General features: G+C 42.6%; 21 protein-coding genes and 1 tRNA gene. 18 read left to right on the top strand and 4 right to left on the bottom strand.

What is annotated here, in order from left to right; translation table 11 throughout:
* Window positions 1–33: 33 nt before the first annotated feature.
* The 5 genes from J7I83_RS04570 (at window position 34) to tsaD (ending at window position 2,868) form a co-directional block, all read left to right on the top strand.
* A tRNA-Asp gene (locus tag J7I83_RS04570) sits at window positions 34–106 on the top strand.
* Between the two features lie 153 nt (window positions 107–259).
* On the top strand, window positions 260–712 hold the full coding sequence (gene tsaE, locus J7I83_RS04565; protein ID WP_215099491.1) for a tRNA (adenosine(37)-N6)-threonylcarbamoyltransferase complex ATPase subunit type 1 TsaE: 453 nt from the start codon (window positions 260–262) through the stop codon (window positions 710–712).
* The gene (gene tsaB / locus J7I83_RS04560) at window positions 709–1,404 is read left to right on the top strand and encodes a tRNA (adenosine(37)-N6)-threonylcarbamoyltransferase complex dimerization subunit type 1 TsaB (RefSeq protein ID WP_215099490.1); all 696 of its coding nucleotides are present in this window, start codon (window positions 709–711) and stop codon (window positions 1,402–1,404) included. Before tsaE ends, tsaB begins: the two co-directional genes overlap by 4 nt.
* On the top strand, window positions 1,401–1,856 hold the full coding sequence (gene rimI, locus J7I83_RS04555) for a ribosomal protein S18-alanine N-acetyltransferase (protein ID WP_215099489.1): 456 nt from the start codon (window positions 1,401–1,403) through the stop codon (window positions 1,854–1,856). The genes tsaB and rimI overlap by 4 nt, the downstream gene beginning before the upstream one ends.
* Window positions 1,849–2,868 carry a tRNA (adenosine(37)-N6)-threonylcarbamoyltransferase complex transferase subunit TsaD gene (gene tsaD, locus J7I83_RS04550; protein WP_215099488.1) on the top strand — a complete coding sequence of 340 codons (1,020 nt, stop codon included), beginning with the start codon at window positions 1,849–1,851 and terminating at the stop codon, window positions 2,866–2,868. Before rimI ends, tsaD begins: the two co-directional genes overlap by 8 nt.
* A 378-nt stretch (window positions 2,869–3,246) precedes the next feature.
* Here the strand turns inward: tsaD and J7I83_RS04545 are convergent, their stop codons facing one another.
* On the bottom strand, window positions 3,247–5,181 hold the full coding sequence (locus J7I83_RS04545) for an ABC-F family ATP-binding cassette domain-containing protein (protein ID WP_215099487.1): 1,935 nt from the start codon (window positions 5,179–5,181) through the stop codon (window positions 3,247–3,249).
* Window positions 5,182–5,313: 132 nt separating this feature from the next.
* On the opposite strand from J7I83_RS04545, the gene J7I83_RS04540 reads away from it, so the two are divergent.
* The 3 genes from J7I83_RS04540 to tatC all read left to right on the top strand — a co-directional run bounded on the left by J7I83_RS04540 (window position 5,314) and on the right by tatC (window position 7,008).
* Complete coding sequence (locus J7I83_RS04540; RefSeq protein WP_215099486.1) at window positions 5,314–5,946, top strand: redox-sensing transcriptional repressor Rex; 633 nt, start codon at window positions 5,314–5,316, stop codon at window positions 5,944–5,946.
* Between the two features lie 90 nt (window positions 5,947–6,036).
* Window positions 6,037–6,231, top strand: coding sequence for a twin-arginine translocase TatA/TatE family subunit (locus J7I83_RS04535; RefSeq protein WP_146558198.1), 195 nt, complete (start codon window positions 6,037–6,039; stop codon window positions 6,229–6,231).
* Window positions 6,232–6,243: 12 nt separating this feature from the next.
* The gene (tatC, locus tag J7I83_RS04530; RefSeq protein WP_215099485.1) at window positions 6,244–7,008 is read left to right on the top strand and encodes a twin-arginine translocase subunit TatC; all 765 of its coding nucleotides are present in this window, start codon (window positions 6,244–6,246) and stop codon (window positions 7,006–7,008) included.
* Window positions 7,009–7,149: 141 nt separating this feature from the next.
* Here tatC and J7I83_RS04525 read toward each other — a convergent pair whose 3' ends face one another.
* A complete protein-coding gene (locus J7I83_RS04525; RefSeq protein WP_353048227.1) occupies window positions 7,150–8,073 on the bottom strand; it encodes a CPBP family intramembrane glutamic endopeptidase in 924 nt (307 codons plus the stop codon).
* Window positions 8,074–8,188: 115 nt separating this feature from the next.
* Between J7I83_RS04525 and groES the strand changes: the two genes are divergently transcribed.
* Both groES and groL read left to right on the top strand, forming a co-directional pair.
* Window positions 8,189–8,473, top strand: a complete 285-nt coding sequence (gene groES / locus J7I83_RS04520) for a co-chaperone GroES (RefSeq protein ID WP_006831533.1) — start codon at window positions 8,189–8,191, stop codon at window positions 8,471–8,473.
* Between the two features lie 31 nt (window positions 8,474–8,504).
* Complete coding sequence (gene groL, locus J7I83_RS04515; protein WP_215099484.1) at window positions 8,505–10,136, top strand: chaperonin GroEL; 1,632 nt, start codon at window positions 8,505–8,507, stop codon at window positions 10,134–10,136.
* 31 nt (window positions 10,137–10,167) lie between these two features.
* On the opposite strand, the gene J7I83_RS04510 is transcribed toward groL, so the two are convergent.
* A complete protein-coding gene (locus J7I83_RS04510; protein WP_215099483.1) occupies window positions 10,168–11,391 on the bottom strand; it encodes a site-specific integrase in 1,224 nt (407 codons plus the stop codon).
* A 2-nt stretch (window positions 11,392–11,393) separates the two neighbouring features.
* A complete protein-coding gene (locus J7I83_RS04505; protein ID WP_215099482.1) occupies window positions 11,394–12,008 on the bottom strand; it encodes a helix-turn-helix domain-containing protein in 615 nt (204 codons plus the stop codon).
* Between the two features lie 189 nt (window positions 12,009–12,197).
* Between J7I83_RS04505 and J7I83_RS04500 the strand changes: the two genes are divergently transcribed.
* The 8 genes from J7I83_RS04500 (at window position 12,198) to J7I83_RS04465 (ending at window position 18,044) form a co-directional block, all read left to right on the top strand.
* Window positions 12,198–12,434 (top strand): helix-turn-helix transcriptional regulator, encoded by a 237-nt coding sequence (locus J7I83_RS04500; protein ID WP_215099481.1) that lies wholly within the window; start codon window positions 12,198–12,200, stop codon window positions 12,432–12,434.
* Entirely contained in the window at window positions 12,435–12,752 is a 318-nt protein-coding gene (locus J7I83_RS04495) for an excisionase family DNA-binding protein (RefSeq protein ID WP_215099480.1), read from the top strand.
* Window positions 12,749–13,258 (top strand): hypothetical protein, encoded by a 510-nt coding sequence (locus tag J7I83_RS04490; RefSeq protein ID WP_215099479.1) that lies wholly within the window; start codon window positions 12,749–12,751, stop codon window positions 13,256–13,258. The genes J7I83_RS04495 and J7I83_RS04490 overlap by 4 nt, the downstream gene beginning before the upstream one ends.
* An 84-nt stretch (window positions 13,259–13,342) precedes the next feature.
* Window positions 13,343–15,685: a DNA primase family protein gene (locus tag J7I83_RS04485; RefSeq protein ID WP_251047457.1), complete on the top strand. Its 2,343-nt coding sequence runs from the start codon at window positions 13,343–13,345 to the stop codon at window positions 15,683–15,685.
* 306 nt (window positions 15,686–15,991) lie between these two features.
* Window positions 15,992–16,171 carry a hypothetical protein gene (locus tag J7I83_RS04480; protein ID WP_215099478.1) on the top strand — a complete coding sequence of 60 codons (180 nt, stop codon included), beginning with the start codon at window positions 15,992–15,994 and terminating at the stop codon, window positions 16,169–16,171.
* 15 nt (window positions 16,172–16,186) lie between these two features.
* Window positions 16,187–16,513, top strand: a complete 327-nt coding sequence (locus J7I83_RS04475; RefSeq protein WP_215099477.1) for a hypothetical protein — start codon at window positions 16,187–16,189, stop codon at window positions 16,511–16,513.
* Window positions 16,514–16,543: 30 nt separating this feature from the next.
* Window positions 16,544–17,158: a hypothetical protein gene (locus tag J7I83_RS04470; RefSeq protein ID WP_215099476.1), complete on the top strand. Its 615-nt coding sequence runs from the start codon at window positions 16,544–16,546 to the stop codon at window positions 17,156–17,158.
* 271 nt (window positions 17,159–17,429) lie between these two features.
* The gene (locus J7I83_RS04465; RefSeq protein ID WP_215099475.1) at window positions 17,430–18,044 is read left to right on the top strand and encodes a hypothetical protein; all 615 of its coding nucleotides are present in this window, start codon (window positions 17,430–17,432) and stop codon (window positions 18,042–18,044) included.
* Window positions 18,045–18,046 lie beyond the last annotated feature (2 nt).

Genomic DNA, 18,046 nt, shown 5'->3' with positions numbered 1-18,046 from the left:
GTGAGAGTAAGACGTCGCTGGTCTGTTTTTTTTGGTCCCGTGGTGTAGCGGTTAACATGCCTGCCTGTCACGCAGGAGATCGCCGGTTCGATCCCGGTCGGGACCGTAATTTTGATGATGAACACAGCGACCTTGCTGTGTTCATTTTTTTGTTCTTCATTAAAGTATGAAAAGACCTGCTACCGGAAAAAGATATACTTTGATTTACTGCAGCAATTTCGCTAAACTATGTAAAGAATCAATCGAGGTGACATGAGAAATGATGTATACAATTATGCTGAATTCGCCCGAGGAAACGGAAGCTTTTGCGGCCACTCTGGCCCAATTATTGAAGCCAAGGGATCTGCTGACGCTTGAAGGCGACTTGGGTGCCGGGAAAACAACCTTCACGAAAGGCTTAGCCAAAGGCCTTGGGGTTCAACGAATGGTAAACAGCCCTACCTTTACAATCTTAAAGCAATATTCGGGACGCCTGGATTTGAATCATTTTGATGTCTACCGTCTTGAGAACAGTGACGAAGATATCGGATTTGATGAATTTTTCAGCAGCGAAGCCGTTTCTGTGATCGAATGGGCCACATTTATAGAAGAGTACCTGCCAGAAGAACGCCTGGAAATCAAAATTAACCGACAGTCTGAACAAGGGCGCAAGATTGCTCTTCATCCGATTGGCAGACGCTATGAAAATCTTTGCAGGGAGCTAAACCTATGATCTATCTCGGAATCGATACCTCGAATTCTCCATTGGCGCTTGCGTTGATTGAGGACGGTGTGGTCTTAATAGAAGAAACAGCCAATTTAAAAATCAATCACTCGTTGACGGCAATGCCGGCGATAGAGGAAATGATGAAAAAAGCCAAAGTGCTGCCTGCCGATCTGACTCATATTGCAGTAGCGGAAGGTCCTGGATCTTATACGGGCGTACGCATCGGTTTGACCATTGCGAAAACCTTGGCTTGGTCGCTGAAAATTCCACTTCATTCAGTTTCCAGTTTAAAAGTGCTCGCTGCGAATGGACAGGGGTTTGATGGGCTCGTTTGTCCCATTATGGATGCTCGCCGTGGAACGGCCTTTATCGGTCTGTATGAGGGGACCGGTTTGAAGTCGGTACTTGCCGATCAGCATAGTGACGTGAAGGAATTTCTGTTGAAGGCGAAAGAACTTGGCCGCCCTGTGCTGTTTACTGGGATTGACGCCGCATTGCACGAAGCACTGATTGTTGAAGTGTTGGGTAGAGCAGCTCATTTCAGTAGCATCCAGAACCGGCTGCCACGTGCATCGAATTTGATTTTGCTGGCACAGCAGTCAGAGGAAAGCGATGTTCACCACGCCGTGCCTGAATACCGCCGGATTACGGAAGCGGAAGCCAATTACAACAAGGCCCAAGAAGGCCAAATCCTATGAATGAAGCAGTAAGATACAGAAAAATGACGATTGCGGACATTGAAGAGGTCTATGAAATAGAAAGATTGTCATTTACTTTGCCATGGACCAAAGATGCTTTTTACTATGAAATGATCAGCAATGAGCATGCGTATTACGTGATTGCCGAAATGGATGAAGGCATCGTGGGATACTGCGGAATGTGGCTCGTGATAGATGAGGCACATGTCACGAATATCGCCATCCACCCCGATCAGCGCGGCAAAAAACTTGGGGAAGGCCTGATGCAGGCAGCGATTGATGCAGCGAAAGAGCATGGTGCTGTTCTGATGACATTAGAAGCCCGCGTCAGCAATATAGTAGCGCAAAATCTTTACCGGAAGTTAGGCTTTAAAAATGGTGGCATCCGTAAGCGGTATTATACGGACAATTACGAAGATGCCATAGTGATGTGGGTGAATTTTGATGAGTAAAGACATTTATGTTTTGGGAATTGAAACAAGCTGTGATGAAACGGCGGCTTCCATTGTCAAAAATGGAACGGAAATCATCTCCAATATCGTGGCTTCTCAAATTGAGAGCCATAAACGTTTTGGTGGCGTAGTGCCGGAGATCGCTTCAAGACATCACGTGGAACAAATCACATTGGTCATTGAAGAGGCTATGCAGCTGGCCGGAATGGAACCGGATCAATTAGATGCAGTGGCGGTAACTGAAGGCCCGGGACTGGTTGGAGCTTTGCTGATTGGCGTCAATGCGGCAAAGGCTTTTGCCTTTGCACATCAATTGCCTCTAGTAGGGGTTCATCATATAGCTGGCCATATTTATGCAAATCGGTTGGAGCAGGAAATGGAGTTTCCTCTTCTTGCTTTGGTTATTTCAGGCGGCCATACCGAACTGATTTACATGAAAGAACACGGAGATTTCACTGTAATTGGCGAAACGCGTGACGATGCGGCGGGAGAAGCCTACGATAAAGTCGCCCGCACGCTGAACCTGCCGTATCCAGGTGGTCCCCATATCGACCGGTTGGCACATACCAGTGACGAGGCTGTAATGTTTCCGCGTATTTGGCTGGAAGAAGGATCTTATGACTTCAGCTTTAGTGGTTTGAAATCCTCTGTATTGAACTATATGCACAATGCAGCACAACGTGGTGAACAAGTAGTGCCTGAACGGGTGGCTGCCGGGTTCCAGAACAGTGTAGTGGAAGTAGTGACTGGAAAAACGATGCGTGCAGCTGAAGAGTACAAAGCTCGGCAAGTGATTGCTGCAGGCGGAGTTGCCGCGAATAAAGGATTGCGGAACTCATTGGATGCAGCATTCAAGCAAAAAGGGATTCCATTTCATATTCCATCCCTGCCTTTGTGTACTGATAATGCGGCAATGATTGCTGCAGCGGGAACTGTTATGTATGAAAAAGGACTTTACGGCAACATGGCAATGAATGGCCGTCCAGGTATGCCTTTAACATCATGGATTTAATAGAAGCAAGTAATTTCATCATTTCAGGCTTTCTGAAATGTGTAAAATTACTTGCTTTTTTTTACATAAAATTCAGACTTTAATAGGATAGAGCATAATTGTTCTGTCAAGAGAGAACATTTGTACTTATGCACAATTTGTTAATAAACTGTTTACAACTAGGGGGTAAAAGGGGACTATTCTACATATTGTATGATTAGAAGTGGAAAACTATGTGGATAACATTTCTTCTGCTTGTGGATAATGTGTAAAAGTCTGTTGACAGTTGATTAGACAAGCGAAGGATTGTGGAGAAATCTGTGGAAATAAATATTTCATGAATTCCTATTGACCTATATATAGCAATAGAAAAACCGGCTATAAAGGAGCCGGTTCAAATTAAATATTTTCAATTTTTTCCTGAAGTTCAAGCCATTGGGTCATCGTTCCTTCGTGGTCGGCTTTCAGTTTTTCCAATTGATTTTGAAGCGGCAGGACCCGCTCATGATCCTGGAAGATTTCCGGCTCGCATAATTGCTCTTCGATTTCGGTAATCTGCAGGTCCAGTTTTTCCATAGCCTGTTCGACTTCTTCTGATTGGCGGACCAGCTGGCGTTCCAGCTTTTTCGCTTCTTTATCAATCTGCGAAGTAGAAGCGGCAGCCACTGTTTTCACTTCGGTAACCGAACCGGCCTCATCAAGAGCCTTCAGTTCAGCAATTTCCAGCTTTTTCTCTACGTAATAATCATAGTCACCCAAGTATTCAGTTGCTCCATCCTGAGTGAGTTCGATAACTTTTGTAGCAATCCGGTTCATGAAATAGCGGTCATGCGAGACAAAAAGCAAGGTGCCCGGGTAATCCAATAAAGCATTCTCCAGCACTTCCTTGCTGTCGAGGTCCAAATGGTTGGTGGGCTCATCGAGCAGCAGGACGTTGGCTTTTTGCATCATCAGCTTCGCCAGGGCAACACGTGCCTTCTCGCCGCCTGATAATGTAGAGACAGGTTTCAGCACATCATCGCCGGTAAACAGGAAACGCCCCAGGATGCCGCGTATGTCTTTTTCGTTAATGAGAGGGTAATCATCCCATAATTCATTCAGCACCAGCTTATTGCCTTTTAAATTGGCCTGTTCCTGGTCGTAGTAGCCAAACTGAATGCCGGTGCCATAATGGATGTCACCTTCGAGCGGTTCTATTTCTTTCATGATGGTTTTCAGTAAAGTCGATTTGCCGACGCCGTTCGGACCGACCAGTGCCAGGCTTTCCTGGCGGTACAGCTTCAGTGAAATATTCTCGGAAACTGGTTTGTCGGCATAGCCGATTGTCAGCGACTCGACGTTCAAGACATCATTGCCGCTTTGCTTATCGATGGCGAAGCCGAAGCGGGCAGATTTTTCATTGCTGTCAGGGGCTTCCATCCAATCGGTTTTCTGCAGGGTCTTCCTGCGGCTTTGAGCCATCTTGGTCGTTGAAGCTCGTGCTAAGTTGCGCTGGACGTAATCCTCCAGCTTGGCTTTCTCGCCCTGCTGTTTTTCGAAATGCTTTTGGTCCAATTCGTATTGCTTGGCTTTTTCATCCAGGTAGCGGCTGTAGTTGCCGTTATACTTTTTGACGCGATGGCGGGAAACTTCGTAGACCAGCGTCACGACCTGATCGAGGAAATAGCGGTCATGGGAAACAATCAGCAAAGCACCCGGGTAGTTCTTCAGGTAGTTTTCCAGCCAGCTGAGTGTCTCGATGTCCAAGTGGTTGGTGGGCTCATCGAGAATCAGCAGCTGGGGCTTGCTGAGGAGATGCTTTGCCAGCATCAAGCGCGTTTTCTGGCCGCCCGATAACGACACCACTTTTTTGTCGAAGTCTTCAGGATAGAATTTCATACCGTTCAGGATGGCTCGTGTATCCGATTCGTATTGATAGCCGCCCGCATCTTTGAAATCGTTCTGCAGCAGGTCGTATTCCTTCATGACCTTGTCATTTTCTGCGGGATTATTGTATATATCAGGTTCGGCCATCTGCGCTTCCAGGCGGTGAAGTTTCGCTTCCTGTTCTCGGAAATGATGAAAAATCGTCATCATTTCATCCCAGACAGTAGCGTCCGATTCCAAATTGGTCTGCTGTTCCAGATAGCCGATCGTCAAATCCTTCGGCATACTGATGTCGCCGCTGTCGTAGGATATTTCACCGGCTATGATTTTCAGTAAAGTGGATTTCCCCGCGCCGTTGCGGCCTACCAATGCCACACGGTCACGGTGCTGAACTTCCAATTTAACGCCTGAAAGGATTTCTTCCGCGCCAAATGATTTATAGACTTGGTTTACTTGCAATACAATCATGTAGGTCACCTCTATTCTCTTTAAGTGTAGCTGATGGGGCGGTTGTTCGCAATTGCACAAGCCTTTACATATCAAGTCTCCTAATGTAAGATGAAAGCGATTTGACAACACCTCAGGAGGATGCGAAAGCGTATGTTACACGAGACATCTAAAATCCCGCAAGCCACGACCAAAAGGCTGCCGCTGTATTACCGTTTCCTTCAAAACTTTGCGAACGCCGGACAAAAACGGATTTCCTCGCAGGAATTGAGCGAAGCGATGAAAATTGATTCTGCCACCATCCGCCGTGATTTTTCACATCTTGGTGCGCTCGGCAAAAAAGGCTATGGCTATGACGTTCAGGAGCTGCTGCTGTTTTTCCGCAAGACATTGGATCAGGACGAAGCTACAAATGTAGCATTGATCGGCGTTGGGGGACTCGGCAGTGCATTTCTAAAGTATAATTTCCACCGCAACCACAATACGAAAATTATTGTGGCGTTCGATTCGAACAGTCCGTTGGAAGGCGAGAAGATCAGCGAAATCGATACCTATCATCCCGACAAAATTGAAGAAAAGATCAAAGAGTATGGGGTGGAACTGGTCATTTTGACGGTGCCGTCACGATCGGCACAGGAAGTGACAGACCGCTTGGCGAAGACCGATATCAAAGGGATTTTAAATTTTACGCCGGTACGCATTTCGGTGCCCGACCATATCCGTGTCCAGACCATCGATCTGTCGGTTGAATTGCAGACATTGATTTACCAGATCAAGCAGCAATGACTTAAAAACTTCACATTTGCAAGTCCTTTCCAAATAGCCAAAACGCTCTGAATGATGTAAAATGGAGCCATAATACAGGAGGTGCCACGTATGCCAGGTCCAATGAGTATCATTATTATCGGTGTTGTTGCCTTACTCGTTTTCGGTCCTAAAAAGTTGCCGGAACTTGGAAAAGCGTTCGGTTCGTCTTTGCGTGAGTTTAAAAACGCTACAAAAGGACTTGTGGACGACGATGACGATAAAGTAGATTTGAAAAAGAAAGATGAGCAAAAGGAAATACGATAGGATGTTTGTCTGATGACAGAAAAAGATATGACTTTAGTTGAACATATAGGTGAATTGAGAAAACGGCTGACCATTGTAGTCGTTTTCTTTATATTAGCCGTTATTGTCAGCTTTTTTCTTGCCCAGCCGTTGATTCAATACCTGCAGTACACAGAAGAAGCGAGAGATCTTACCTTAAACGCATTTAAAATTACAGACCCGCTCAAAATTTTCATGCAGGTGACCATGATTTTAGCGCTGATCTTCACGTCTCCGTTGATCATGTATCAGTTCTGGGCGTTTATCAGCCCGGGCCTTCTCGACAAGGAGCGGAGAGCGACACTCAGCTATATTCCGTTTTCCCTGCTGTTGTTTTTTGCGGGCATCGCGTTTGCATATTTAATCCTGTTTCCTTACGTAATCGGATTTATGTTGAATATCTCGGACAATATGGATATTCAGGAAACTATCGGCATCAATGAGTATTTCCAGTTTCTGTTCCAGATTACATTGCCGTTCGGCTTGATTTTCCAGCTGCCGGTACTGATGCTCTTCCTGACCAGGCTTGGCATCATCACGCCGATGCTGATGACGAAATACCGCAAGTATTCCTATCTCGGCTTGGTGATCATCGCAGCGTTTATTACGCCACCGGACATCATCTCGCATATGATTGTGACCTTGCCGTTGATCGTGCTGTATGAGTTTAGTGTCATCATTGCCAAAATCGGCTACCGCAAGTTTCTTAAAGCCGAACAGCAGCAGATTATCGAAGAGCAGCAACAACCGATAGAATAACGAAAAAACCTTCCACCGAATTAGATCGGGGAAGGTTTTTTCTTATGTCTCCAAATGGAGGCATGTTCTTCGGTTATAGCAAAACCGGCTATGCAGCAAACATCACCACCTAGCCCGTTCGTTTTGATTCTATTTTATTGGTTATTGGAAGATGAAGGAAAGTCCTGCTGATTGAAGCTTTTCCATCTGTTTTTGGAATTCCAAAATCTTATCCATATTGAGTTGAATCAGCATGACATAGCCGTTCAGGCAAATATGGGCGATGATCGGCGTGATGATGCGCTTGGTTTTCTGGTACAGGAATGCCAAGATCAACCCGGTAGTAAAGTACAGCAGCAAGTGCGTAAAGTCAAAATGGATCAAAGCGAACACCAAAGCACTGATGGCTGTCGCAAAAAAGAAATTGGTCGTTTGGTTGAGCGAACCGAAAAGGACGCGGCGGAAAACCAGTTCTTCAAGAATCGGTCCAAACAGCACAATCGATACGATCGCAAGCGGCACGGCTTCAGCGATGTTAACTAATGAAGCGGTATTCTCAGAACCGGGATCAATGCCGAGAACCTTCATTTCAATTAAAGCGGCAATCGATTGCCCAATTAGTAAGAGCAAGAAGCCGAGAAAGCCCCAGACGACTGACATGAAAAAGCTGGATTTCGTGCCTTTCCAAATATCAAAAAAGCGCTTGTCCCGGAAAATGATGAGCAGCGTAAGAAGAAAGGCAATGCCCATGGTTAGGAAAATCAGCCAGCCTGATGTGGCGGCGCCGGCAGCTGCCTTGTCCATGCCCTGCCCCTGAAAGTAACTCAGGGTGGGAGCGATAAACAGGATCGGTGAAAGTTGTGCAGCAATAAAAATCAATAATACATACAGCGGCGTCTTTTTGCCTTGGGATTTCGGGCGGTGGCCGCTGGTCTGTTTAGCTTTTGGGCGGGGAGTGCTGTCATTTTTTAAAAAATTGTCTATAAAGGTTTTTCGTTTGGTGGGCATGATGTAATTCCTTTCACTGATGGATGCTCTTTCTATTGTAGAGCTTTCAGAGAATAACCGCAAAGAAATCAAAATCATAATGGTTCCTGCTTGCAAAAGACAGAAGATTTTATTAAACTTGTTAGTGGGTTAGCACTCAGAGGTTGAGAGTGCTAAGCGAGAACATTTAGATAATTTGAGGAGGGTGTTTCAATTGTTAAGACCACTAGGAGATCGTGTAATTATTGAGCTCATCGAAGCGGAAGAAAAAACGTCAAGCGGTATTGTCTTACCGGGATCAGCACAGGAAAAACCGCAGGAGGGCCATGTGATCGCTGTAGGAAATGGACTTATCCGTGAAAACGGGCAGCGCACAGAATTGGATGTGCAAGCTGGCGACCGCGTCATCTTCTCGAAATACGCAGGATCTGAATTGAAATATGAAGGCAAAGAATATTTGATTTTACGTGAAAACGATATATTAGCAGTTTTAGGCTAAAATAAACCAACGACACAGGAGGAAGCTAAACATGGCAAAAGATATTAAGTTCAGTGAAGACGCACGCAGTTTAATGCTGAAAGGCGTAGATAAATTAGCAGATGCAGTAAAAGTGACACTTGGGCCAAAAGGGCGCAATGTGGTTCTTGAGAAAAAATTCGGTTCACCGTTGATCACCAATGATGGTGTAACAATTGCAAAAGAAATTGAACTTGAAAATGCTTTTGAAAACATGGGAGCTAAACTTGTTGCGGAAGTTGCTTCAAAAACAAACGATATCGCAGGTGACGGTACAACTACAGCTACGGTTCTTGCACAGGCAATGATCCGTGAAGGGTTGAAGAACGTTACAGCTGGCGCGAATCCTGTCGGCATCCGCCGCGGAATCGAATTGGCAGTTGAAAGCGCGCTTGCAGAACTGAAAGCTATTTCTAAGCCAATTGAAGGCAAAGAATCGATTTCACAAGTTGCAGCCATTTCATCTGGCGACGAAGAAGTCGGCAAACTGATTGCTGAAGCGATGGAGCGCGTTGGCAACGACGGCGTCATCACATTGGAAGAGTCACGCGGCTTTACGACTGAACTTGATGTTGTAGAAGGTATGCAGTTTGACCGTGGATACCAGTCTCCATACATGGTGACGGATTCGGATAAAATGGAAGCGGTTCTTGAGAACCCATTCATCCTGGTTACTGACAAGAAAATCGGCAACATCCAGGAAATCCTGCCAATCCTTGAGCAAGTGGTTCAGCAAAGCAAGCCATTGTTGATCGTGGCTGAAGATGTCGAAGGCGAAGCGTTGGCAACATTGGTTGTCAACAAATTGCGCGGTACGTTCAATGCAGTAGCTGTTAAGGCTCCAGGCTTTGGTGACCGTCGTAAAGCAATGCTTGAGGATATCGCTGCACTCACTGGCGCAGAAGTGATTACAGAGGATCTTGGACTTGAATTGAAAACAACGAATATCGCTCAGCTCGGGCGCGCATCAAAAGTGGTTGTTTCGAAAGAAAACACAACTATCGTGGAAGGCTCCGGCGACCAGGAAAACATCATCGCACGGGTTACGCAGATCCGCAATCAGTTGGAAGAAACAACTTCTGAATTCGACAAAGAGAAATTGCAGGAGCGCTTGGCAAAAATGGCTGGCGGCGTTGCAGTCATCAAAGTCGGAGCAGCTACTGAAACTGAGTTGAAAGAACGTAAACTTCGCATTGAAGATGCATTAAACTCAACTCGTGCAGCTGTTGAAGAGGGAATTGTTGCCGGCGGTGGTACAGCATTGGTCAACGTCTACAGCAAAGTGGCTGAACTTCTTGAAACTCAGGAAGGCGACGTAGCAACAGGCATCAACATCGTGCTTCGTGCACTTGAAGAGCCAGTTCGCCAAATCGCAACAAACGCAGGCCTTGAAGGGTCGATCATCGTTCACCGCCTGAAATCCGAAGAAGTCGGCATCGGCTACAACGCCGCTAACGGCCAATGGGTCAACATGGTGGATGAAGGCATCGTCGATCCAACCAAAGTTACGCGTTCAGCCTTACAAAACGCAGCATCTGTTGCAGCAATGTTCCTGACGACTGAAGCAGTAGTCGCAGACATTCCAGAACCAGCAGGACAAGGTGGCGGGATGCCTGATATGGGTGGCATGGGCGGCATGATGTAAAAAACGCCTATAAACGTTGATATAACAACGTTTACAAGCGTTCTAAATGATTCATGTTCATGTTTTTGTGCATGTTTTCCTGAATAAGTTTATCAGAGAGGTCTTTCATTAAGTTACTAAACTTAGTGGAGGCCTCTTTCTTTATGTTCTTTGTCATGTGTGCGTAAATGTCCATTGTTGTATTTATATCGCTATGCCCTAAGCGTTCTTGAATTTCCTTGATGTGTACATTCGCTTCAATCAGTAAAGAGGTATGCGTATGTCTGAATGAATGAGGTGTTACGTTCTTTTTTATGTGTGTTCTTTTTAAAAGACGCTGCATACGAATTGCAATATGCTTTATTGTTTTCGGGTATCCTTCATTGCCAGCAAAAAGAAAGCCATCGTCTTTATAAAATATGTCATTTTCTATTTTGATTTTGTCCTGTTCTGCTTTATGAAGCTTGAGCAGGTCAATTAAAACTGTATCAATGGAAATCGTACGTACAGAGCTTTCGGTTTTAGGTGTGAGAAGCTGATACCCTAACTTGTTATTAGTAGGGTTGTAGTAAGTTTTATACACACGTAAAGTATGATTTGTAAAATCAATATCCGCCCATTTCAAAGCGAGCATTTCACCTATACGCAGGCCTGTATACGCCAGCATGGTGAATGTTAATAAATCGCCTTCTAACCCTTCATGTTTTGCGACGTTTAAAAATTCCTCTAATTCTTCTTTTTCAAGAAACTTTTCATTGATACTGTCATTTTCCAGATCGGCAACGGTCTTTTTCTTTTTCGGCAGCCGTATGTCCTTTGAAGGTAAGTCTTTAATCATTTTATTTTCATGAGCATAAATAAAAACCATGTTAGCAGAGGTGTGAATACTGGAAACATAGTTTGTGCTGAATCGGCTGGAAAGTTCGTCTATCATATCTTGATAGGCTTTTTTTGTTATTTTCTGTATCAGCGTTTGGCCGAACTCATTAATAACATGATTGAGCGCTATTCGCCTAGCCCTATGACTGCTTTCTTTTGCGCCTTGTGAAAGATAGTGCTTTAACCAGTCATTGCAAAGTGCTTCAAATGTTATGGCAGAGGGTTCTACATATTCGCCGTTATGAAATTGACGTTCAAACAATGCTGCGGCTAATTGAGCGTCTTTTTTTGTTAGAAATCCAGACTTACTGGCCTGCTTATCCTTTCCGGTAGCAGGGTCTTTGCCAGCGTATGCGCGGTAGGCCCATTTACTGCCCCGTTTATAGATATATGCCATGGTTATTTACCTTTCTCTTCGATAAGAAAGCCATGATTAACACTTAAGTTTGATATGCCTTCTATTTCATTACCATAGAATCTATCATGCCCCCAGTTTATAAGGTAATCACTTAATTCCTCAAGAAAATATTCTTTTGCGTGTGGAATAACAAGGTTATCTAAACTTTTATCAAGATCAGCTGATGAGGCCACGACTATACTACTCATTTCTTTCTTTTCATCTAGATGATACTCAACATAAACTTCGAATTCTAAGTTGTCTTTTTTACCTTCATACAGCAAGGAAGTATTCATATTAAGGTCAATTTGTATTTCGGAAACATACTCTCGTTCATTCCCTTTTTCATCCACAAGTGTATCTTCTCTTACGCTGTATCCTCTTTCTGCATCTACTTTAAAATCCATTTCCATTTGTATATAGGATAGTAAATCACCCGGCTTACAATTCAGTAGTTCACACAATTCGATTAGCGTTCCAAACTGTATTCCCGAACCCAAATTATTATACAAATTAGAAATAGTTGTTCTAGACAAAGTAGTTTGATCTTTCACCTTTTGAATATTTAAGCCTCGCTGAGCCATTAAAACTCTTAAATTACAATGAATCAATCCCATCGTGACACCTCCGATATTTCTAATAGTTTATTAATGTAATGATATCACAACTAATCGTTTTAACCAATATACTAATCAAAATGATTTGACAACCAATCATTTAATCGTTATGATTAACTTAATTCTTCAAATAACCAGCATATTGGTTATAAGAGTTTATCAATTGGTTATTCGAAAGGAGGTAGGGTTTTGATTGTTCTAAAAAATCCCAGGCAGTTTAATCGAACAGTTTCCGAAAAGGGTTTCAGTAAAAGAGCTTTTGCCCGTCATTGCGGGATATCAGAATCTACACTTATTCAAATTTCAAACAGCAAACAATGTCCACGGCCTGATACTGCTAAAAAAATCTGTGAAGGTTTGCAATTGAACTTTAATGATATTTTTACGATTAAAGAAAAGGTAGAAACAAAAAGGGTGGTGATTTAAATGCTGAATGTTCAAATTGATGAACACACAGTAAATTCTATGCTTGAAAAAGCGATTAACGACCGTGTCGAAGAATTAGCAAAACAAAAATATTTCATGACTTATAACGATTTGGCTAATTATTTAAACCTAAGCAAACCTACTATTGAAGACAGATTGGTTAAGAATGGTCTCAAGTACTACAAGTTAGGTAATAAATTTTTATTTAAGCGAAATGAAGTGGACGCATTTCTGGACGATATGACAGCCAGCATGAGTGCTACAAATAATGACATTAAATTTTTTAATAAACTAAAAAAGGAGATTGATTACAAATGACAACTAAAAAATTCGAGGCATCACCAGCAACCACTTTAGAAGCAGCCAAAACGACATTCAAATTGGAAATTCTAAAAGCAGGCAACGCATTCATTGGAAGAGCTTCCGCATTCGGAACTCAATTCCATACTTCAGATAACTTGGCTAAGACAATTGAGGAAGTCTGGAGCAACTATGAATCATTCAAAAATGGTTTCGCTAAGCTGCAACTTTTAATCGCTAAAGGCGAAATTAAGGAATATTTACCATCAGGGGAAACAATCACATTTAAGGAAGCTCGAATATTATCCGGTGTTCACCCGGCTATTATTTCAGAATACATGGGGATCTCGCAGAAGTTCTTAAAACGTTTGGAGGATGGAGAAGCAAAACAAGGCGTGGTTTTCGATGCTGCTTTAATCCACTTTGAACTCACTAAAATTCCTAACATGCAATTGAGTCATATGGATTGGAGTTTAAAACAAAAAAAAGACCTCTCACCGGGCAGTGAGAAGTCAGCTAAATAATAAAACATCTTATTGAAGATTATAACTCACATTTCGAAATTATAGAAGCAGAAAAAATTCGTACAGACAGGAGGGGATTACAACTTGCCGAAAAACGCAACTATCGAGAAACCAATCGAACTAAAGTACGATCGACTAATTGATATATCAAATTTTTCTTCTATTACAAATATCGAAGTTAAAGAAAACAAGAAAATTATGTACGGGCAATTCATCGAAGATTTAATGATGCCTAAAATCTCGCATAAGAAAGGAAGTGCCGGTGGTTTTGTCGGCGGGTTCGTGGAAGGTGAGCGCAAAAATGCCAATGTTCTTAATCGGAGTATTCTAACGCTCGATATTGATGATAGCGAAGGAATTGAAGTATGGGAAAATGTCGAAAATTATTCTAACTTCGCAGCCTTCCTCTATTCAACGCACAATAGCACAGCAACTAATCCTAGATATAGATTGATCGTTCCTTTCTCTCGTCCGGTTTCTCCTCATGAATACGGAGTTACTTCTCAATTCGTGGCGGATATGTTGAAAATTAAAACGGATAACGTGAGCAAAACGCTATCACAGATCATGTACTATCCTACTTGCCAAAACATCGAAAACTATGAGGTGCAATTCCGGGACTTACCTTTTTTCAACCCCGATGGTGTACCAGAAGGATATGGCAAGTCGATAGGTGAGATAACACAGTTCACTAATGGAGACTTTAAAAAGCGTGACCCGCGCGAAAAACAAAACTGGGTAGGTGCATGGTGCAGTGTTTACTCCATTACAGCTGTGCTAGAGAAGTTCTTACCAGGTGTTTATGAGCCTTTCAATGGCCGTGACCGTTATACCTACCTGGGGGGGTCTACAAAAGGTGGGGCAGTATTGTATGACGAGAACATACACTTTCATTCTAACCATGGTACAGATCCAATTAGCGGCATGAACGTCAACGCGTTTGATCTAGTGAGAGTTCATAAATTCGGACATCTTGACAGCGGCCAAGAAGAAATGAGAGAAAAGCCGAGCTATAAAGCGATGATAGAACTTTGTCAGAACGATGAAGCAGTCAAAGCTTACTATGATGAAAACTTTAGTTTTGAACTGTATGTAAATGGCGGTATGAAAGAAATCAAAAAAGGCGATTGGTGGAAGCTGAACGAAAACGGCACACATTCCCTGCTACATGATAGATTCGCTCATTATGTATTGCAAGAAAACAGTGTTGTGAGGTTCCCGGATAGAAATGGAGACTTATATATTTATAGTCCGTCAAAAGGCATCTATGAAATCGACAAAACGTGTAGGCATTTACGCTCAATCATACGTAGCCTGGAAGTGCTGAAAAATAACAACATCAAGGAAATACAAGATTACATTATAGATATGTCACCAGTAGAAAAAGAAGAATCTGCTGAATTCGTAGCAGTGAACAATGGTTTATTGCACTTGAAAACAATGGAGTTTCAAGAATTCACACCTGCTGTTTTCGTAACAAAGAAAGTTCCGACTAACTACAATCCAGAAGCACATGACAGTTTTGTTGAAAGTACGTTGTATAAAGTCACAAAAGGACACGGTGCTTCCATTACAAACATTCATGAAATGTTCGGAGCTGTACTATATCCCACGCTGTTAGTTCCGAAAATGTTTTATCTGTACGGACGTTCGGCACACAACGGAAAATCAACGGTGTTATACATGATTCAAAAAACTTTCAATTCAGGCGGGAATATATCAGCGGTAAGTCCTCACAGGCTAGCTGAAAATACATTTGCCGGGAGTAGTATATACGGAAAATTGGCGAATATCGTTGACGATCAGCCGGACGAACCTATTAAAGATTCAGGCAGTCTGAAAACCATCATCACAGGCGGGTACCTCGAGATAGAGGCAAAGAATAAAGATAGCCGGACTGTGCAAATGAATACAGTTTGTATCACAGCAAGTAATCACTATCCGAATTTCAAAGAATATGGCAGTCAGATAAATAAGCGGCTGTATATCATTCCTTTTGACCACAACTTTCTATCAGATCCTGAAGCACTCACTGAACCTGAAAGTATGAAGAAATTAGAGTCCGACAGTGCCAGGGAGTACGTTCTCAAATTAGCGGTAGAAGCGATTAAAGAAATGAATAATCGGACTGGCACAGTTCTTACTTATAACGAAAAAGTGGTTGAGGCCGCTAAAGAGTTTTCGGATTTAAACGATCCGCTTACTGATTTCTTTGCTGAATTCGATAGAGAGTATTTTATTGAAAGCCCAGGGACGCGAACTTTTGAAGACTATCTTGAGTGGTGCGACAAAAACAATATTCGCCATACTTTCGGCATGAAGCGGTTCAAAGAAGCAGTCGGGGCAAAGTACGACCTTGTTTGGAAAGATAAGATGTTGAAAATCAACGGTAATTGGAAAACAGTCAAAGGTTTCAAAGAGAGATAACAGCAATAACAGCAATGCTCGGCAATAAGGTAGCAATAAGAGCAAACCTACGCTATGAAAGGTGTTTCACCACTTTTATTGCTACATTGCCGTATTGCTCGGGATTCTTACCTTAAAACATTGGTGTGTGTCCTCTATACGAATTAATTGGAGTACACCCATATATTATTTTCAGAAATAATTACAGCAATAAGCAATAAAAGAGGTGCGAAGCCATGACCTGTATGACTTTAAGCATATTGCTGATTTATTGCTTTATTGCTCAAAACTAGCAATGAAAAAAAGATAAGAATAGGAGGCTAAAAAATGAACAACTTTCGAATCGAAGTAAAGCAATGGATAAACGCCGGAAAAGCAACCCAAGGCGTGAATGAGTTTATTGCTGAATGCAACGAACAAAATATCGAAATCCTAGACATTACCTCTCATGTAACGGAAATCGAGGATTACATGACTTACGTATTCGTTTTCAAAATCGTAGGTTAAAAAGGAGATAACCTCATGACCGATGAAGCAACGCTGAAACGCTGCCATGAAAAAGTCTCAAAGGTATTAACGGAACTAACCATGATGGAAACGCGGTTTCTTGCCTACTGTGAATTCTATAAAGCAAGTATAGGAATCCATAAAGAGTGGGAGAAGATGCAGGAAGTCTATAAAGAAACACTGCGGCCGATGCAGGACATTTACATTATCTATTCTTTATTGGATGAATTTGAGCGTGAACAGATGCCGGCTCTGGATAAAGAGAGCCTAAGTGATCGCAGGCAAAGAATAGAACACAGTTACTGGGAAGCAAGCGCAGCACATACACATGTATTTGAATGAGCATAGCAAAGAGATACGGAGGTGGTGACCTTGGTCCGTGAATTGGAACCAGTCAATGAACTGGACGAAAACAGAAGGCTCTCAGTATTTGAGTTAACTCAATCTGCTACAGCCATGGTAGAAGCCTTAAAGCTGGAATGGGAGCGAGAGGACTACTACGAATCCTTATGCGAGGATATAAGGTACTATGCTTATCGTTACGATGATGGATCAGGTATACCAGGTGCATCTCCTGCTACAGAGGTGCAGGCACTCGAGATCCTGGATGCAAAGAACGCTTATGACCTGCGGATCATCAAACTGAAAGAGAAGTACAGTCGATGGCGAGCGTTTCTTTGGTCGATTGATGAAGGCACTGCAACTACTCTTGAAAACTACTTTGAGAAAAGAGTGGAGCTATCACCCGAAGTCATAACCAAAGCTATCCAGAAAGCTTCACGCGCTTGGGAGAAAGAAGAGAACCTAAGAGCTAGGGCGCTGGATTACCAAGCTAAGGAAGACTATACAGAGCTATGTGAACGGTTTCCGGAACTTCGCAGAAGAGGCATGAAAAAGTTTCCTTATCTGATTGATGGTGAGATTGTGCAGCTAACGTTAATCGATTATCAAATGAAACAAAGAATGCAGCGCAAAAGTTATTTGTAGAACGAATGAAACGAAAGAGAATTGTTTCAAATTCAAAAACAATTCCCCCGGTCTGATGGGCGGCTCCAAAAAGAAAAAAGGGAGAACGGTAAGAGGTCTCGATTCCCTAGATTTATGAGCAATTCTCGCGAGGGGGGTATTGGGGGAATATGGAATTTGAGATTTAAAGGATTTTCATCATAAACCTTGTAGTGCTAGGGTTTTATGGTCACTAACAAAAGTATATTAAGACAAAGAAATTGAAAAAAACAATGAAAAGAGGTAATGAAAAATGGTAAAAACAGCATCAGTAAATTTAGATACGGTATTTGAAGAATCAATCAAGGTGGTCAAGATCGCACAGCGGATGGAAGCAGAATCGCGTAAAGAAATTCCGGACGAAGATAGATTGCGAATGGTGACAGATGCGAAAGAAAACACGAAATCAGATGAGGAATTCGATGAGTTAGTTGCAGAGGAAAAGAAATTAAAGCGAAGAATTCGCTTTGGCAGAATTGAAAAAGTAGAAATCCCGCAAGAGAAAAGAAGCATTGTTGAAAAGAACTACGAAATTGAAAAGCAAGCAGCACAAAAAATATTACTGGAGCGCTATCAGAAATTAGAATCTTACGCAAAACAGTTTGATGAAATGGAAACCTTGATTGCAGAAATCATTGTTCTCGAAGATAAATCGGCTGCAGCTAATTACGTTCAACGTATTTTAGACGGCCATGTTGATAAAGATCCTGGTGTGCGCAGAGGGTTTGCTCCGGAATTAGGAATATTAACTCGCTTTTCTCATAGCCACTCGTTAAAATCCGTAAAGGAAAAAGTATCAATCGCAAAGAAATCTGTAGGCACTTATGCAACAGTCGGTATGAAACGAAATGAACAGGGGGCGAAGTAATT

This window comes from Planococcus sp. ISL-110 (assembly GCF_018613575.1).
GTDB lineage: Bacteria > Bacillota > Bacilli > Bacillales_A > Planococcaceae > Planococcus.
Note: the sequence above shows the minus strand (reverse complement) of the source record. Positions and strands in the feature narration are given on the sequence as shown.

Bases quoted from the DNA above. Each gene is read 5' to 3' on its own strand.
- tsaE (WP_215099491.1), top strand. From the start codon at position 260: ATGATGTATACAATTATGCTGAATTCGCCCGAGGAAACGGAAGCTTTT.
- tsaB (WP_215099490.1), top strand. From the start codon at position 709: ATGATCTATCTCGGAATCGATACCTCGAATTCTCCATTGGCGCTTGCG.
- rimI (WP_215099489.1), top strand. From the start codon at position 1,401: ATGAATGAAGCAGTAAGATACAGAAAAATGACGATTGCGGACATTGAA.
- tsaD (WP_215099488.1), top strand. From the start codon at position 1,849: ATGAGTAAAGACATTTATGTTTTGGGAATTGAAACAAGCTGTGATGAA.
- J7I83_RS04545 (WP_215099487.1), bottom strand. From the start codon at position 5,181: ATGATTGTATTGCAAGTAAACCAAGTCTATAAATCATTTGGCGCGGAA.
- J7I83_RS04540 (WP_215099486.1), top strand. From the start codon at position 5,314: ATGTTACACGAGACATCTAAAATCCCGCAAGCCACGACCAAAAGGCTG.
- J7I83_RS04535 (WP_146558198.1), top strand. From the start codon at position 6,037: ATGCCAGGTCCAATGAGTATCATTATTATCGGTGTTGTTGCCTTACTC.
- tatC (WP_215099485.1), top strand. From the start codon at position 6,244: ATGACAGAAAAAGATATGACTTTAGTTGAACATATAGGTGAATTGAGA.
- J7I83_RS04525 (WP_353048227.1), bottom strand. From the start codon at position 8,073: ATGATTTTGATTTCTTTGCGGTTATTCTCTGAAAGCTCTACAATAGAA.
- groL (WP_215099484.1), top strand. From the start codon at position 8,505: ATGGCAAAAGATATTAAGTTCAGTGAAGACGCACGCAGTTTAATGCTG.
- J7I83_RS04510 (WP_215099483.1), bottom strand. From the start codon at position 11,391: ATGGCATATATCTATAAACGGGGCAGTAAATGGGCCTACCGCGCATAC.
- J7I83_RS04505 (WP_215099482.1), bottom strand. From the start codon at position 12,008: ATGGGATTGATTCATTGTAATTTAAGAGTTTTAATGGCTCAGCGAGGC.
- J7I83_RS04495 (WP_215099480.1), top strand. From the start codon at position 12,435: ATGCTGAATGTTCAAATTGATGAACACACAGTAAATTCTATGCTTGAA.
- J7I83_RS04490 (WP_215099479.1), top strand. From the start codon at position 12,749: ATGACAACTAAAAAATTCGAGGCATCACCAGCAACCACTTTAGAAGCA.
- J7I83_RS04480 (WP_215099478.1), top strand. From the start codon at position 15,992: ATGAACAACTTTCGAATCGAAGTAAAGCAATGGATAAACGCCGGAAAA.
- J7I83_RS04475 (WP_215099477.1), top strand. From the start codon at position 16,187: ATGACCGATGAAGCAACGCTGAAACGCTGCCATGAAAAAGTCTCAAAG.
- J7I83_RS04465 (WP_215099475.1), top strand. From the start codon at position 17,430: ATGGTAAAAACAGCATCAGTAAATTTAGATACGGTATTTGAAGAATCA.